This window comes from Streptomyces sp. NPDC017890 (assembly GCF_044328675.1).
GTDB lineage: Bacteria > Actinomycetota > Actinomycetes > Streptomycetales > Streptomycetaceae > Streptomyces.
In genome coordinates this window covers 73,072-88,861 of the sequence record NZ_JBIRHU010000024.1, presented here as the reverse complement: position 1 = coordinate 88,861, position 15,790 = coordinate 73,072, and the positions used below count along the sequence as shown (strand labels likewise).

12 protein-coding genes are annotated in these 15,790 nt (G+C 72.6%); 6 read left to right on the top strand and 6 right to left on the bottom strand.

Features of this window, described 5'->3' with window-relative positions; translation table 11 throughout:
• The first annotated feature begins 208 nt into the window (after positions 1–208).
• From ACH4F2_RS28390 to ACH4F2_RS28365, 6 genes are all read left to right on the top strand, one after another.
• Complete coding sequence (locus ACH4F2_RS28390; protein WP_398135595.1) at positions 209–3,295, top strand: glycoside hydrolase family 2 TIM barrel-domain containing protein; 3,087 nt, start codon at positions 209–211, stop codon at positions 3,293–3,295.
• Positions 3,296–3,488: 193 nt separating this feature from the next.
• The gene (locus ACH4F2_RS28385) at positions 3,489–5,732 is read left to right on the top strand and encodes a glycoside hydrolase family 9 protein (RefSeq protein WP_398135642.1); all 2,244 of its coding nucleotides are present in this window, start codon (positions 3,489–3,491) and stop codon (positions 5,730–5,732) included.
• A gap of 98 nt (positions 5,733–5,830) precedes the next feature.
• Positions 5,831–6,079 (top strand): hypothetical protein, encoded by a 249-nt coding sequence (locus ACH4F2_RS28380; RefSeq protein WP_398135594.1) that lies wholly within the window; start codon positions 5,831–5,833, stop codon positions 6,077–6,079.
• A 3-nt stretch (positions 6,080–6,082) separates the two neighbouring features.
• Positions 6,083–6,460, top strand: a complete 378-nt coding sequence (locus ACH4F2_RS28375) for a toxin Doc (RefSeq protein ID WP_398135593.1) — start codon at positions 6,083–6,085, stop codon at positions 6,458–6,460.
• 497 nt (positions 6,461–6,957) lie between these two features.
• Complete coding sequence (locus tag ACH4F2_RS28370; RefSeq protein ID WP_398135592.1) at positions 6,958–8,565, top strand: ricin-type beta-trefoil lectin domain protein; 1,608 nt, start codon at positions 6,958–6,960, stop codon at positions 8,563–8,565.
• A 446-nt stretch (positions 8,566–9,011) separates the two neighbouring features.
• On the top strand, positions 9,012–9,446 hold the full coding sequence (locus ACH4F2_RS28365) for a protease inhibitor (RefSeq protein ID WP_398135591.1): 435 nt from the start codon (positions 9,012–9,014) through the stop codon (positions 9,444–9,446).
• A 150-nt stretch (positions 9,447–9,596) separates the two neighbouring features.
• Here ACH4F2_RS28365 and ACH4F2_RS28360 read toward each other — a convergent pair whose 3' ends face one another.
• The 6 genes from ACH4F2_RS28360 to ACH4F2_RS28335 form a co-directional block, all read right to left on the bottom strand.
• Positions 9,597–9,860: a CDGSH iron-sulfur domain-containing protein gene (locus ACH4F2_RS28360; RefSeq protein WP_398135590.1), complete on the bottom strand. Its 264-nt coding sequence runs from the start codon at positions 9,858–9,860 to the stop codon at positions 9,597–9,599.
• Positions 9,841–10,485 carry a HemK2/MTQ2 family protein methyltransferase gene (locus tag ACH4F2_RS28355; RefSeq protein ID WP_398135589.1) on the bottom strand — a complete coding sequence of 215 codons (645 nt, stop codon included), beginning with the start codon at positions 10,483–10,485 and terminating at the stop codon, positions 9,841–9,843. The genes ACH4F2_RS28360 and ACH4F2_RS28355 overlap by 20 nt, the downstream gene beginning before the upstream one ends.
• Before the next feature lie 30 nt (positions 10,486–10,515).
• Positions 10,516–11,547 carry an iron-containing redox enzyme family protein gene (locus ACH4F2_RS28350; protein ID WP_398135588.1) on the bottom strand — a complete coding sequence of 344 codons (1,032 nt, stop codon included), beginning with the start codon at positions 11,545–11,547 and terminating at the stop codon, positions 10,516–10,518.
• Between the two features lie 56 nt (positions 11,548–11,603).
• Positions 11,604–11,783, bottom strand: a complete 180-nt coding sequence (locus ACH4F2_RS28345; protein WP_398135587.1) for a hypothetical protein — start codon at positions 11,781–11,783, stop codon at positions 11,604–11,606.
• A gap of 71 nt (positions 11,784–11,854) precedes the next feature.
• On the bottom strand, positions 11,855–12,865 hold the full coding sequence (locus ACH4F2_RS28340) for a Ppx/GppA family phosphatase (RefSeq protein WP_398135586.1): 1,011 nt from the start codon (positions 12,863–12,865) through the stop codon (positions 11,855–11,857).
• A 102-nt stretch (positions 12,866–12,967) separates the two neighbouring features.
• On the bottom strand, positions 12,968–15,790 hold the full coding sequence (locus ACH4F2_RS28335) for an NHLP bacteriocin export ABC transporter permease/ATPase subunit (protein WP_398135585.1): 2,823 nt from the start codon (positions 15,788–15,790) through the stop codon (positions 12,968–12,970).

Sequence of the window (15,790 nt, the reverse complement as noted above, 5' to 3'; positions counted from 1 at the left end):
TAGTGCGTCCGGGCACCGTGCGGACCCGAACCACTGGGCTCGTGACCGTTCCGTGGACGCTCGGGCCACGGGACGCCCGGGCCGCCCGGGAAAGAAAGAGCTTTCCGTACCCTTGACGTCCGCGTGTGGCACGGCGTCAGAATCTGTTTGTTCACGATCAGTTGTGAGTACTTCTGAGCCTTGATGAGCTTGACGAGGGAGATCCGTCATGACGGTCACACGCAGATCGGTTCTGATCGCCTCCGCCGCGGCACCGGCGGCCGGGGCAGTGCTGGGAGCCCCGTCGGCGTGGGCCGCGGACGCGACGGGCAGCGGTACGGGCCGCAGTACCGTCGCCCTGCGCGACGGCTGGCGCTTCTGGCTGGTCGACCCCGACGGAGCGGCCGAGGACTCGACCGACGCCGCCGACCCCGCCCACGACGACTCGGCGTGGCGCGAGGTCGCCGTCCCGCACGACTGGAGCATCGAACAGACGCCCACCACCGAGTACGGCACCACCAGCGGGACCGGCTTCCTGCCGGGCGGAGTCGGCTGGTACCGGCTCGCGTTCACCCTGCCGCCCGCCCTCGCCGGGAAGCGGATCTCGGTCGAGTTCGACGGCGTCTACATGGATTCCCGCGTCCACTGCAACGGCCGGGAGATCGGCCGCCACCCCTACGGCTACACGGGCTTCGCCCTCGACCTCACCGACCTGGTGCACACCGACGGCCGCACCGAGAACGTCCTCGCGGTCCAGGTGCGCAACCGGCTGCCGAGCAGCCGCTGGTACTCCGGCAGCGGCATCTACCGCGAGGCCCGCCTGGTCGTCACCGAACCGGTGCACGTACGGCGCTGGGGCACGTACGTCACCACGCCGCGGGTGAGCGAGGAGCGTGCCGTCGTCCGGGTGGAGACGTCCGTCGTGAACGCCTCGGGGGCCACGCGCGAGGTCGAGATCAGGTCGACGGTCAAGGACGCCGAGGGACGCACGGTGGCCCGCGCCGCCTCCACGGCCGACGTCACCGGCGAGGCCGGCGAGACCCACGAACTCATCGTCACCCGCCCCCGGTTGTGGGACTTCGCGACCCCGCACCGCTACACCCTGCACACCGAACTGCGCGTCGCCGGGCGGACCGTCGACACCTACCGCACCCCGTTCGGCATCCGCACCTTCCACGTCGACCCCGAGGAGGGCTTCCACCTCAACGGCAGGTACGCCAAGATCAAGGGCGTCGACCTGCACCACGACCTCGGCGCCCTCGGCGCCGCGGTGAGCATCGACGCGATCCGCCGACAGATGACCATCATGCGGTCGATGGGCGTCAACGCCTTCCGCACCTCCCACAACCCGCCCTCGCCCGAGATGATCGAGGTCTGCGAGGAGATGGGCATCGTGATGCTGGTGGAGGCCTTCGACTGCTGGCGTACCGGCAAGAACCGCTACGACTACGGCCGGTTCTTCGACGAGTGGTGCGAGAAGGACGCCACCGAGATGGTGCTCGCGGCCCGCAACTCGCCCGCCGTGGTGATGTGGTCCATCGGCAACGAGGTCCCCGACTCCACCTCCACCGCCGGACTCGCCATGGCCGACCGGATCATCGACGCCATCCGGGCCGCCGACGACACCCGCCCGCTGATCATCGGCTCCGACAAGTACCGCCGGATGCCGGCCAAGGGCTCCGCGGCCGACCTGATGCTGGCCAAGCTGGACGGCCTCGGCCTCAACTACAACACCGCCAAGTCGGTGGACGACCTGCACGCGGCCTACCCGCACCTGTTCCTCTTCGAGTCCGAGTCGTCGTCCGAGACCTCCACGCGGGGCACCTACCAGGAGCCGGAACGCCTGAACACCGGCGAGAACCACACCCCGGGAGGCCGGGCCACCTCGTCCTACGACAACAACCTCGCCTCCTGGACCATGAGCGGTGAGTACGGCCACAAGAAGGACCGGGACCGGAAGTGGTTCGCCGGCCAGTTCCTGTGGTCCGGCATCGACTACATCGGCGAGCCGACGCCGTACGACGTCTTCCCGGTCAAGGCGTCCTTCTTCGGCGCGGTGGACACCGCCGGCTTCCCGAAGGACATGTACCACCTGTTCCGGAGCCAGTGGACGGACGAACCGATGGTCCACCTGCTGCCGGCCGGCTGGAACCACCGGGCGGGCGACACCGTGGAGGTCTGGGCGTACGCGAACGTCGACACCGTCGAGCTGTTCCTGAACGGGAAGTCCCTCGGCACCCGCACGTTCGACACCAAGAAGACCGTCGACGGCCGTGCGTACCTGGAGACCACCGAGGCCACCGGCGACGACAAGACCTTCACCGACGGCCCCTACCCCGGCAGTTACACCAGTCCGAACGGCAGCGCGGGCAAGCTCCACCTGACCTGGAAGGTGCCCTTCGAGCCGGGTGAGCTGAAGGCCGTCGCCCGGCGCGGCGGCAGGGCGGTCGCCACCGACGTCCTGCGCACCGCCGGGGCGCCGCACGCCGTACGTCTCACCCCGGACCGCGAGAGCGTCGCCGCCGACGGCCGCTCCCTGGTCTTCGTGACCGCCGAGGTGGTCGACCGGCGCGGTGTGGTGGTGCCCGGCGCCGAGCACCTTATCTCCTTCGACGTCGCGGGCGGCTCCCTGGCCGGACTGGACAACGGCCGCCAGGAGAGCGCCGAGCGCTACCAGGCCAGTACCCGCACCGCCTTCCACGGCAAGGCCCTCGCCATCGTGCGGTCCGGCACCCGGCCGGGCACGGTGCGGGTGACGGCCCGAGCGGACGGGCTGCGTACGGACACGGCGACCGTCCGCGCCCGCCGGGCCGCGACCCGTGCCACCACACCCGCCGCGGAGTTCCGGCCCGAGCACCCGGCGCCCGTGGACCACCCGCACGCGGACGCGAGCTACTCCGGCCGCCCCGACACGCTCCCTGCCGCCATGCTCGACGGCGACCCGGCTACGGGATGGTCCAACGGCTTCCACAAGGCGGCCACCGCCCTGCTGCCCGCCTTCGAGGGGGCCCGCGCCGAGGACTGGGTCTCGGTCGACCACGGCCGCCGGCGCGTCTACGACCGGATCGAGGTCTCCTTCACCGTGGACGCCACGCACAGCCTGCCCGCCACGGTCGAGGTCGCCGTCTGGGACGGGCGCGTCTGGCGCGCGGCTCAGGGGGCGCGGACCGACTGGGCCTCCGAGTCCGACGCGCCCACCGTCATCACCTTCGACGCGCTGCGCGGCTCCCGCGTCCGCCTCACGATGACCAGCGGCCACCCCGGCGAGGTGGAGGGAGCGATCCGGGTCAGCCGGCTGGAAGCGCCCGCCGCCTGAGACCCGGACGACACGGTCCGGACGGGAAACGAGTCCCGTCCGGTCCCGTCCGGACCGTTGACGGAATGTCATGTCTCCCACAAGCATGTCCTGCGACCGCTTTTGGGAGCGCTCCCATGCACTGTGATCCGAGCGCGCCACCCGCACCTCCTCCGAGGAGAGCCCGGACGTGACAAGACGCCTGACGCAACGCCTGACACGACGCAGAACCGCCCTCGTCTCCCTGACGGCGCTACTGGCGGCGGCCGTCACCGCGCTGCCCGCCGCCCCGGCCGGAGCCGAAGAGACCGAGCAGGTCAAGAACGGCACCTTCGACAACGGCACCGACTCCTGGTGGGCGAGCAGCAACGTCACCGCGGACGTGTCCGACGGCCGGCTGTGCGCCGACGCCCCCGGCGGCACAGCCAACCGCTGGGACGCCGCCGTCGGCCAGAACGACATCACCCTCGTCGCGGGGGAGTCGTACAAGCTCTCCTTCTCCGCGACCGGTACGCCCGCCGACCACGTGGTCCGGGCGATCGTGGGCCTGTCGGTGTCCCCGTACGACACCTACCACGAGGTCAGCCCGCAGCTGAGTGTCTCCGGCAACACCTACTCCTACACCTTCACCTCACCCGTCGACACCACCCAGGGCCAGGTCGGCTTCCAGCTCGGCGGCACCCCCGACGCCTGGCGGTTCTGCGTGGACGACGTGTCCCTGCTGGGCGGCGTGGCCCCCGAGCCGTACGTGCCGGACACCGGGCCGCGGGTCCGGGTGAACCAGGTCGGCTACCTGCCGTCCGGTCCGAAGAACGCCACGCTGGTCACCGACGCGACCTCGCGCCTGCCCTGGCAGCTGAAGAACGACGGCGGCCGGGTCGTCGCCCACGGCTGGAGCACGCCGCGCGGCGTGGACGCCTCCTCCGGACAGAACGTCCACTCGATCGACTTCGGCCTTCACAAGAAGCGCGGGGAGGGCTACACCCTGGTCGCGGACGGGGAGACCAGCCGCCCGTTCGACATCGGCACGGCCGCCTACGAGCGGCTGCGCACCGACTCCGCGAAGTACTACTACACGCAGCGCAGCGGCACCCCCATCAGCGGCGACCTGCGTCCGGGCTACGCCCGCCCGGCCGGACACGTGGGCGTGGCGCCCAACCAGGGCGACACCCAGGTGCCGTGCCAGCCCGGTGTCTGCGACTACTCGCTCGACGTCGCCGGCGGCTGGTACGACGCCGGAGACCACGGCAAGTACGTCGTCAACGGCGGCATCTCCACCTGGGAGCTGCTCAGCACCTACGAGCGCTCACTGCACGCCCGCACGGGCGAGCCGTCCAAGCTCGGCGACGGCACCCTGGACATTCCCGAGAGCGGGAACAAGGTGCCGGACCTCCTCGACGAGGTGCGCTGGGAGCTGGACTTCCTTCTGAAGATGCAGGTGCCGGACGGGCAGCCGTTGGCCGGCATGGCCCACCACAAGATCCACGACGAGGCGTGGACCGGGCTGCCGCTGCTGCCCAGTGACGACCCGCAAAAGCGCGAACTGCACCCGCCGACCACCGCCGCCACCCTCAACCTGGCGGCCACGGCCGCGCAGGCGGCCCGCCTCTACCGCCCCTACGACCGGGAGTTCGCCGCGAAGGCGCTCGACGCGGCCCGCGAGGCCTGGGCGGCGGCGCTGGCCCACCCGGACGTGCTGGCCGACGAGAGCGACGGCATCGGCGGCGGCGCCTACCCGGACAGCCGCGTCGACGACGAGTTCTACTGGGCGGCGGCCGAGCTGTACCTGACGACGGGGGAGCGGGACTTCAAGGAGTACGTGCTGAAGTCCCCGGTCCACACCGCCGACATCTTCGGCCCGCTCGGCTTCGACTGGGCGCGCACCGCGGCGGCGGCACGCCTGGACCTCGCGACCGTGCCGAACCGGCTCCCCGGCGTCGACAAGGTGCGCCGCTCCGTCGTCCGGGGCGCCGACCAGTACCTGGCCACGCTGAAGGCGCATCCGTACGGCATGCCCTACGCCCCCGAGGGCAACGTCTACGACTGGGGCTCCAGCCACCAGATCCTGAACAACGCGGTCGTCCTGGCCACCGCCTACGACATCACCGGCGCCTCGAAATACCGCGACGGCGCGCTCCAGGGCATGGACTACATCCTGGGCCGCAACGCGCTGAACATGTCGTACGTCACCGGCTACGGCGAGGTCAACGCGCACAACCAGCACAGCCGCTGGTACGCCAAGCAGCTCGACCCGGCGCTGCCGGCCCCGCCCGACGGCACCCTGTCCGGCGGCCCGAACTCGAACATCCAGGACCCCTACGCGCAGAGCAAACTCCAGGGCTGCGTCGCCCAGTTCTGCTTCATCGACGACATCCAGTCCTGGTCGACCAACGAGCACACCATCAACTGGAACGCCGCACTGGCCCGGATGGCCTCCTTCGTGGCGGACCAGAGCTGACCGCACCACTGCCCGGACCGCCTCCCGGGGTACCCGCATAGCACCTCTGTGACCTGTGGATATTTACGGGTCAGTACCTGCGCGGTACCTTGGGAGGCATGCCAGCTCTGAACGTGGAGTTCAGCGACCGCGAGCTCGAGGACCTGCGGCAGATCGCCAAGGAACGCGGTACGTCGATGAAGGCGCTCGTGCGGGAGGCCGCCGCCGCCGACATAGCCCGGCACCGGGCGCTGCAGGAGGGGGCGGACGTGTTCCGCCGTTTCTTCTCGGCCCACGCCGACGAGTTCGCGGCCGCCTTCCCCGACGACGAACCACCGCCCGTCAGGGGCGAGGGGCGGGCCGCCTGACCCATGGCGCAGGTTCTGCACATCGACGTGCCCTGGCTGCTCCAGCGCCACGAGGAGGTGCTGCCGGAGCCGCCCACCGTCAACGACTTCTCCGCGCTCGTCGCCGCCGTCGCCCGGCACCGCGTCGACCCACCCCGTCTGGGGGTGAATTCCGACCCCGCCTGGCGGGCCGCAGCCCTGCTGCACACCCTCGTCGTGCTGGGGCCCCTGCCCTCGGCCAACGCACGCTTCGCCTGCGCGACGGCCGTGGCCTACATGTACGCCAGCGGCGTCGGCATCGACCCGCCCTACGGCGCGCTGGTCGACCTCGCGCGCGACCTGAAGTCCGGCGGGACCGACGTCTACGGCGCGGCCGACCGGCTGCGTGCCTGGCAGATCTGAAACCCGGGCGGACCGGCGCGGCCCTCTTCTCGGGGCCGCCGACCGAGGGCGGGAGGAACGGGGCCGGCGGCCGCGCGCGCAGGACAGCCGCCGCCCCGCGCGGGGCCTTCCGAGAAGGGCCACCGCCAGTCCACCGGGCCGGGGCGGGTTCCGGCAGAGTGCGCGGGGCACCGGTGTGTGCACGTGTTTCACACGGGGCGCGTGGAGAAAGCCGAAAGCCGGTGCGAGCCGCACGAGTTGCCGCGCGAATTGACCTTCTTTCAAACAGGGCTCGTGTCACCCGGTTCGCTTGTTGACCATGAGTGGTTCGTGCGAGAGTGAAGCACCCGTGCGGGGGGTGAAGGCCGGGTCTCGCGCGTGCCCGGATGAATCAGGCCAGATTTCGCCGCCGCGAATTCGCGCTCCCCACACCGCGCCCAAAAGGTATACACCAATCAGGATGCCTTTTCGGCGACCAGGATCTCTGGCTCACCTGCGCGTGGGAAGGAAACGCCTCAGTGCCCACCCCCCATCCTCCTCGACCCGCGTACCCGCCGTCCGGCGGGGATCCCGGGGAGTCCGACGAGTTCCTCGCCGCGCGGCTGAGGGACGGCCCCAAGAGCGCGGGTGCCCAGGCCGCCGCGCTGCTGATGGCCCGCCACTGGCAGCCCGCCCACGACTACGCGACCATCTGCCTCGCCGCGTCGGGCCAGGTCACCGCTATGGTCACCGCCGCCGCCTGGCGCCGGGTGACCGACCGGCTCGCCCAGGGCGAGCCCGCCACCGCGCTGCGTCCACGGCTGCTGGTGGCCGTACGGGACACGGTCCGGCAGTGGTCCGCCGACGACGAGATGTCCGGCGTTCTTCCCCAGCTCCTCAAACCCGCCGGCGGACGTGGTATGCGGGCGGCGAAGTCCCTGACTCCGGAAAACCGCGCGCTGGCCGCGCGGGCATTCGCTTCGCTTCCCGGTCCGGCCCGTTGTTTGCTGTGGCACACGGAGGTCGAAGGTGAGCCCATTAGCGCCCCGGCCGGTCTGCTCGGCATGGATACCGACACCGCGTCGGCCACCCTCGAACAAGCGCGTGAGAAATTCCGCGAGGGTTGTCTGCACGCCCATGGACAGTTGGCGTCGAGTCAGGAGTGCCGCTTCCACAGCCGCCTCCTCGACGTCCCGATCCGCCGCGGCGGCGCTCTGCTGCCGGATGTCCGGGGGCATCTGGCGGACTGCCGCCACTGCCGGCACGCGGCTGAACAACTCGGCCACTTCAAGGGCGAGTTGGGTGCGCTGATCGCCGAAGCGGTACTCGGCTGGGGGGCCCGGCGCTATCTCGACTCCCGTCCGGGACGGGCGACACCGGGCACCCTCGCCAAGGGCGCCGCCCGGCACCGGGGCGGACGCCCCGGGCTGCTGGCCAGGATTCCCGCGCCCGTACGCCCGAACCCGGGCCGGCCGCGCTCCGGCCGGTCGGTGCTCGGGAGGTTCGGCGCGGCCTCGGCCGGAGTGATGGCGATCGTGCTCGTGGTGAGCGTGTGGTCGTACGACGGCGACGGCGCCGATCCGGCCGCCTCCACCGGCGCCGTCGGCGGCGACGCCGTGGCCTCAGCGACCAGCCGTCCGAAACCGCCCGGTGCGGCCGCGCTGCCCACGGCGGCGGACCGTACGCGGCTGCGCAACGTCGCCGCGGACCTCTGCCTCGACGTCCGGGGCGAGCCGAAGGCGGGAACGGGCACCCGGCTGGCGGTGTGCTCCGATGCGTGGACCCAGCAGTGGACCTACGAGGACGACGGGCTGCTGCGCAGCGTCGCCGACCCGGGGCTGTGTCTGGACTCGCAGGCGGACGCCGGAGCCGTCATCCTCGGTACCTGCGCCGACGAGGGCACCGGGCGGGGCGACGACGTGCGCTACGACCTGACCGGGCAGGGGGAGCTGGTGCCGCGCCGGCAGAAGCAGCTCGCCCTCGCCGCCACCACCGTCACCACGGACGCCGAGCTCGTGGTGAAGGTGCGTGACGGCTCCGACGGCCAGCGCTGGCGGACCGAACCGGTACCGGCGGCGGAAGGCTCCCTGTCCATCGCGGGCACCGGCGCCCCGGACGCGCGGCGGGTGGAGCTGCCGGGCAGGTGACCGGCCACAGCGGACCGCGGGCGACGCATCGGGTGCCGCACCGCCGACACGCATCGGGTGCCGCACCGCCGGCGGCCCGGTCGGTGCGCGGCGCTGCCGTCACGGGCGCCGCCCGCGACGCACCCGACGGGACCGTACCGGCGAGTATCGAGGCCCACGGCCAGGGGAACGGATTCGTTGCAGGAGTGTTTCAGGCCTATTGACGAACGCGTGGATCGCGCCATTCGGCCAGTTCAGGCCTCAATAACCGATCAAGAACCACCCTGTTCCGGACTTGGAACGTTCGAATTCCGTGACTTCACGCCACTGATTCAATACGCAAGGTTACCGAAACCCGTGGGGTCGAGATGAGTTTCGGCGACGGACTCGGCAGACTCGCGCTCGCCGTTCCGGCACCGACCGAGCCGGCCGGCGACACCCTCGTACCGAGCGGAAGGATGCACACAATGCGGAACACCGCGCGCTGGGCAGCGACTCTGGGCCTGACGGCAACCGCCGTCTGCGGGCCCCTCGCCGGGGCCTCCCTCGCCTCCCCGGCCACCGCCCCCGCGTCGCTCCACGCCCCCTCGGCCCTCGTGCTGACCGTGGGGCACGGAGAGAGCGCTGCCACCGCCGTACCGCTACGCGCGGTCACCCTGACCTGTGCCCCGAAGGCCTCCGGCACCCACCCCGCCCCCGATCTCGCCTGCGCGGAGCTGCGGGGCGCGGGCGGCGACTTCGTCGCGCTGACGGCCGGCACCGGTGTGCTGTGCACCCGGGAGTACGCGCCCGTCGTCGTCACCGTCGACGGCGTCTGGCAGGGCCGGCACCTCTCCTACGAGCACACCTTCGCCAACGAGTGCGTGAAGAACGCGGGCAGCGCGAGCGTCTTCACGTTCTGAGGACCGGGACCGCCCGACCCGTGCGGCGTGACCGGCGGCTCGCTACTGGGGAGTGCGAGCGCCGCCGTACGGGACGCACGGTCCCGCACCGGGGACGGCGGACGGAGTGGGGCCGTCCGCCGTCCTCCCCGGAACCACGGCGCGGAGCTGTCAGTCCTCCACCGCCGGCCCCCCACTGTCACCGGTCCCGGACGACCTGGCGCGGTGGCTGGTGTCGCACCAGGGGTAGCGCCGGCTTCGGCGGCAGGTGCACAGCGCGACCCGGAAGCGGTCGGACGACACGGTCGTCCCGTCCTCCAGTTCCACCTCCACCGGGCCCTCCACCAGCAGCGGCCCCCTGCGCTGGGCCTTGACCCGGCGCGGGGCGCCCGAGGGACCGGAGGGACGCGGGGGGTCAGACGGGGAGTTCTGCACGGACGACCACCAGTTCCTCCTCGTTGTCGGCCAGGGACAGCAGCCCGCGCTGGCGCAGCCAGCGTTCCCGGCCGCGCACCACCGGACCGAACGCGATCCGCTGCCGCCGGGTCACCGCGGCCTTCAGACCCGCCTCACGCAGACACCCGACGGTCCGCCCGGGATCGCTGAGCGCGGACTGCACCAGCAGCAGCACACCGCCCGGACGCAGCAGGGCGGGCACCTCCCGGCAGATCCGGTCCAGGACCAGCCGGCCGTCGTGGCCGGCGTCCCAGGCCCGCGCCGCACCGCGCGGCCGGCGGCCACCGCCCGGTGCCGGTACGTACGGCGGATTGGCCAGCACGAGGTCGAACGACTCACCGAGTACGGGCGTGAAGAGGTTGCCGTGCCGGACACGGACCCGCAGCCCGGCCCGCGCGGCGTTCACCCGGGCCGCGCACACCGCGCGCCACGACACGTCCACCGCGGTCACCCGGCCGCCCCGCCGTGCCGCCGCCAGGGCGAGGGCGCCCGAGCCGGTCCCCACGTCGAGTACGGCCGCGCCCGGCGGGAGCGACTCGTCGGACAGCGCCCCGGCCAGCAGGGCGGTGTCCTCCTGAGGGGCGTAGACGCCCGGAAGCACCATCGGATTCACGGATCCCACGTACCCCGGCCGTCACGAAATATGGGAGACCCCGGAGGGTTCGCGGGGCGGTTCGGGCAGCCGGGTGCGCAGGGACGACCGGCCGGCCCGCCAGTCGGAGAGCAGCCGGGCGCCGAAGCGGTCCTCGACGTACCCGGTGGCGTCGATGCCGAAGGCGACGTCCGCCGCGAGGTGCGGCTCCTGCTCCAGCAGCCCGCCGATCACCTCGTGGCGCACGATCTGCTCGTGCACCGCGTCGGCCTCGACGTGCTCGTCGTAGAAGTGCTCGGCGGCGGGTCCGGCGCCGGTGCGGCGCATCGCCTCGGCGAGCCGCCGGGAGCCGGGCGACGAGGTGATCTCGACCGCCGCGAAATGACCCACCAGGGCGCCGCGCAGGGCCCGGTGCAGGCCGAACAGGGACATCATGTTCACCGTGGCCAGGCACTCGGCGGAGGCCGCGTCGAGATGACGCCCGTACGTCGTGTCCAGGCCCAGGTCCGTCATCAGGTCGGCGAACAGGCGGGCGTGCACCCGGTCGGGGCGGCCACCGCCGTACTCGTCGAACTCCACCGCCGCCATCGCCGCCTTCGCGCGCCCGGACAGCCGCGGCAGCACCCAGGCGTGCGGGTCGGCCTCCTTCAGGTGGTACAGCGAGCGCTGGGCCGCGTACTCGCGCAGGTGCCACAGCTCGCCCTCGTCCCACAGGAAGTGGCTGACGCCCTTCCCGTCGACCGGCTCGACGAGCAGCGCCCCGACCGCCTCCTCCACGCTGTCGTGGACCGGGGTGTCGGCGCGCAGCGCGCACAGGAAGCGGTGCTCCAGTGCGGCCCGGACGCGCAGCAGGTCCGGATCCCACTCGAGGCCGGGGGGCACGCCGGCGAAGCCCCGGTAGTGCAGCTCGTAGCACTGGTACAGGGCGAGCTGGAGGTCGTCGCCGTACGCGGGTGCGGCGCTGACGGCTTCCGGTCCGGGCAGCGGACCCGTTCCGAGCAGGTACGTGCCGACGGCCGCGGAGAGCGGGCCCCGGGCCGTCGGCGGCTGTGGTTCTTCGCGGCGGTGCTCCATGGCGGCGCGAGTACCCGGACACCGCGGTGACACCCCCGTCCAGGCGCGGTCCCGCGTCACTCGCCCTCGGCGTCCTGCTGGGCACCGGTGTTCGGCGAGGTGGCGTCCCCGGCCTCGCCCCGGCGCCGGCCCTCGTCGGACTGCGCGTCGCGGGGCTTGGACTCCTTGATCTCCCGCAGGACCTCCTCGATGGCCGTCTCGGGCTGCTCGTGGGTGCGGTCGCCGTCCTGGGACATGGGTGTCTCCTTCTCCTCGTACCGTTCGGTCGTGTGTGTTCCCGGGCCCGGGATCGGCCCGTTCCACGTGGTCAGCCGGGCGTGGTCGCGATCCGCAGGGGCATCGGGGCCGCGGCGGCCGCGTCGTCGTTGCGGCGGATGACCTCCGCCCACCAGGACGGGCCGTCCTCGATGTGGCGCAGCAGGATGCCTTCGCGGATCGCCCAGGGGCAGAGCGTGACCGTTTCCAGCCCGGTCAGCTTCATCGCGGTGTGCCCGACCACCGCCCCGGCCAGACTCTGCGCCGCCCGCGGCGCGGAGATGCCGGGCAGCCGGGCCCGCTCGGCGGCGGACAGGGCGGCCAGTCGGCCGATCGCCTCTCCCAGGTCCGAGCAGCGCATCTGCCGCTCCGTGAACGGCCCGTGCCGTCCCGGCGACGCCCCGCACAGCCGCCCGAGCTGCTGGAACGTGCGCGAGGTGGCCGCCGCGGTGCGGGGTCCCTCCCAGCGGATCCGTGCCGCGACGTCGCGCAGCTGATGGCGGACCTTGCGGCGCAGCGCCCGGACCTGCTCCGGCGGGGGTGCCTCCTCGCCGCCCGCGAGGAACTCGTGGGTCAGCCGTGCCGCCCCCAGCGGCAGCGAGGCCACGAAGTCGGGCAGCCGGCCGCGGCCGAAGGCGATCTCCAGGGAGCCGCCGCCTATGTCGAGCAGGGCGAGCGGTCCGGCCCGCCAGCCCATCCAGCGCCGGGCCCCGAGGAACGTCAGCTCGGCCTCCACCTCGCCCGGCAGGGTGCACAGAGCGGTGCCCGTGCGGGCGCGGACGGTGCGCAGCACCTCCCGGCGGTTGGGCGCGGCGCGTACCACGGTGGTCGCGAAGGCCAGCGGGCCGGCCGCCCCCCAGCGGGCCGCGGTCCGGTTCGCGTCGGCGACCGCCTCCACGAGCCGCTCCACGGCCTCCTCGGGGATCGGGCCGCCCGGCTTGACCTGCTCGGACAGCCTCAACCGCCACTTCGCGGTGTGGACCGGCAGCGGCACCCCGCCCTCGGCGTCCGCCACCATGAGCCGCACCGTCTTCGAGCCCACATCCACCACGCTGATACGCATGAAGGCGCAGGTACCCATTTTGGCGTCGGTCCAACGGCCGGCGGCGCGGTACGGCCGGAAACCGGGCGGTCCGGAGCACAGGCCGACCGCCGTCCGGCCCCCTCAGGCCAGCTGCCGCCGCACCAGCTCGTGCAGCCGGCCGCCGGTGTCCGCGAGCAGCTCGGCGGGCGGGCCCTGCTGGGCGACCCTGCCGTCCTCCATCACGATCACGCGGTCGGCGTCCAGCACCGTGGACAGGCGGTGGGCGATCACGATCCGGGTGGCGTCGAGGGCCTTGGTCGACTCGATCACCGTGCGCTGCGTCTCGTTGTCCAGGGCGCTGGTCGCCTCGTCGAAGAAGAGGATGCGCGGCCGGCGGATCAGCGCCTGCGCGATCATCAGCCGCTGCCGCTGGCCCCCGGAGACCGCCCCGCTGCCCGAGACGATCGTGTGCAGGCCCATCGGCATCCGCTTGATGTCCTCCGCGAGCCCCGCCATCTCGGCCGCCGCCATCACCTCCTGGGGCGTGTACGGCTCGGTGCCGCAGATGACGTCCAGGATCGAGCCGGTGAACGGCTGCGCGTGCTGGAGCACCACCCCGCACTGCCGGCGCACCGCCGACTGGTCGAGGGCGGCCAGGTCCTGGCCGTCGTACAGGACGCTGCCCGACAGCGGCCGGTCGAAGCCGATGAGCAGCCGCAGCAGGGTCGACTTGCCGCAGCCGCTGGGACCGACGACCGCCACGAACTCGCCCGGCCGGATGCCGAAGGACACGTCGTCCAGGACCAGCGGTCCGTCGTCGGTGTACCGGAACGACAGCCGCCGTACCTCGATCGCCCCGGACAGCGGCCCCGGCCGGGTGCTCGCCGTGCGCACCTCGGGCGTGGCGTCCAGGACCGGCCTGATCTCCTCGAACAGCGGCAGCGCGGCCACCGCCGACACGAACGCGCCGGTCAGCTGGGTGACCGAGGTCAGCAGCATCGTGACCGCCGCGTTGAAGGTGAGGAACTCGGCCGCGGACATCGAACCGCGCGCCGGACCTGCCAGCAGCATGAACATCAGCAGCGTGCACAGCGGCAGGTACACCGCGCCGAGCACCGCGTTCAGGTTCTTGATCCGCCCCGCCTGCTGCTGGAGCTCACGACTGCGCGCGAACTGCTCCGCCCACGCCGCGTACGCGTAGTTCTCGGCCGCCGCGACCCGCAGCTTGGGCAGCCCGCGAAGCGTCTGGAACGCCTGGTTGTTCAGTCTGTTGGTGAGCTTCACCAGCCGCCGCTGCCAGCGCACCTGCCACAGCCCGAGACCCAGGAACACACTGGCGACGACCACCAGCATGCCGATCGCCGCGAGCGCCATCGGCACGCTGTACCAGAGCAGCAGCCCCAGGTTCATCGCCCCGACGGTCACCGACTGGGCCACCGTCGGACCGACGCCCGCCAGCAGTCTGCGGATCGCGCTGATGCCCATGGCCGCGCTGGCCAGCTCACCGGTGGAGCGCTCGGTGAAGAACGTCGTCGGCAGCCGCAGCAGCCGGTCCCAGACGGCCGGCTGGAGGGTCGCCTCGATCCGGCCCTCCAGCCGCAGGATGGTCAGGTTCTGCAGCAGCATGAAGGCCGCCGCGACGATGCTGCTCAGCATCACCGCGAGACAGACCTGCACGATCAGTTCCGTCTGCGCCTTCGGCACGAACTCGCCGAGCACCTTGCCGGTGGCGATCGGCACCAGCGCGCCGATCGCCACCGTCACCAGTCCGGCGAGCAGCAGACCGGTCAGATCACCGCGTGTGCCCTTCAGGCAGAACCGCAGCAGCCGCAACGGGCTGAGCCGGCGCTCCGGCAGCGGCCGGTAGAACATCACCGCACGCGGCTCGAACTCCTCGGCGTTCGCCTTCTCGACCGGTGTCTCGCGGCCGGTCGCCGGATGGACGGCCACATAGCCGCCGCGCCGCCACAGCAGCGCCACCGGCGCCCCGGACAGGGCCCGGTGACCGATCAGCGGCCCGACGTCGTCCCGCCACCAGCGGCCGTCCAGCCGCACGGTCCGGGTGCGCACACGCGAGGCGACGGCGACCCGCTCCACCGGGTCGAGCCGGTCGCTCTCCGTGCCGTTCTGCGCGGGCTCCGCGAGCGGAATGCCGGCGGCGCGGGCGACGAGCCGGCAGGCCGCGTACGTGGCGTCGGCGTCGGCGGCCGTGGTGCGTTTGTCAGACCGCTTGCCGATGGAGGCCAGCAGCGTCCGGTCGGCCTGGGCGCGCACCGCCTCACCGGCCTTGATGCCGGCCGCCGTACGGGTCTCGTGGGTGCGCTCCAGCTGCTCGATCCAGCGGTCCAGCGTGGTCAGCAGCCGGTACTGCTGGTCGACCATGCTCTGCCACAGCGCGGGGTCCATCAGCAGGTCGGCGGCCGCCTCGTCGCCGTACACCGCCCCGTACTGCACGCTGCCCGGTGGGACCTGCATCCAGAACACGTCGTCGTCGGTGGGGGTGGCCGCCCGCTCGGTGGCCATCGGCGCCTGGAAGAGGACGGTCAGGCTGCGGCCCACGCCGAGGGCGAGGGCGTACTCCAGCGGGCTCGTCGTGGGCGGTACGTACTGGGGGTTGCCGTACTCGTCGTAGGACCAGGTCTGCGTGCTCGCCGGCTGGTACAGCTCGCGCAGCCCGATGCGGTGCACCACGCAGTCCCGCAGCGGACGCGCGACCAGCGTGTGCTGCGGCCCGGCGACCGGCCCGAGCAGCACCGAGCCCGCCTCCAGGCGGCCCAGGTGGTGCCAGTGGCCCTGTTCCTCGGCGTCGACCGCGAACAGGTCGACCGCGCCGGACGCCACCAGCCACAGCACCTGCGGCCCCTCCAGGTCCAGGCGGCTGAAGCCGGCGCAGTCGACGCGGCTGCCCAGCGAGCCGAGCGCCCCGAGGACGAGGTCGCCCTGTCCTTCGTGCACGGTTGTCAT

Excerpts from the sequence above, each read along its gene's own strand:
- ACH4F2_RS28350 (WP_398135588.1), bottom strand. The coding sequence starts at position 11,547 with ATGGAGCACCGCCGCGAAGAACCACAGCCGCCGACGGCCCGGGGCCCG.
- ACH4F2_RS28380 (WP_398135594.1), top strand. The coding sequence starts at position 5,831 with ATGCCAGCTCTGAACGTGGAGTTCAGCGACCGCGAGCTCGAGGACCTG.
- ACH4F2_RS28390 (WP_398135595.1), top strand. The coding sequence starts at position 209 with ATGACGGTCACACGCAGATCGGTTCTGATCGCCTCCGCCGCGGCACCG.
- ACH4F2_RS28335 (WP_398135585.1), bottom strand. The coding sequence starts at position 15,790 with ATGACAACCGTGCACGAAGGACAGGGCGACCTCGTCCTCGGGGCGCTC.
- ACH4F2_RS28345 (WP_398135587.1), bottom strand. The coding sequence starts at position 11,783 with ATGTCCCAGGACGGCGACCGCACCCACGAGCAGCCCGAGACGGCCATC.
- ACH4F2_RS28355 (WP_398135589.1), bottom strand. The coding sequence starts at position 10,485 with ATGGTGCTTCCGGGCGTCTACGCCCCTCAGGAGGACACCGCCCTGCTG.
- ACH4F2_RS28375 (WP_398135593.1), top strand. The coding sequence starts at position 6,083 with ATGGCGCAGGTTCTGCACATCGACGTGCCCTGGCTGCTCCAGCGCCAC.
- ACH4F2_RS28340 (WP_398135586.1), bottom strand. The coding sequence starts at position 12,865 with ATGCGTATCAGCGTGGTGGATGTGGGCTCGAAGACGGTGCGGCTCATG.
- ACH4F2_RS28365 (WP_398135591.1), top strand. The coding sequence starts at position 9,012 with ATGCGGAACACCGCGCGCTGGGCAGCGACTCTGGGCCTGACGGCAACC.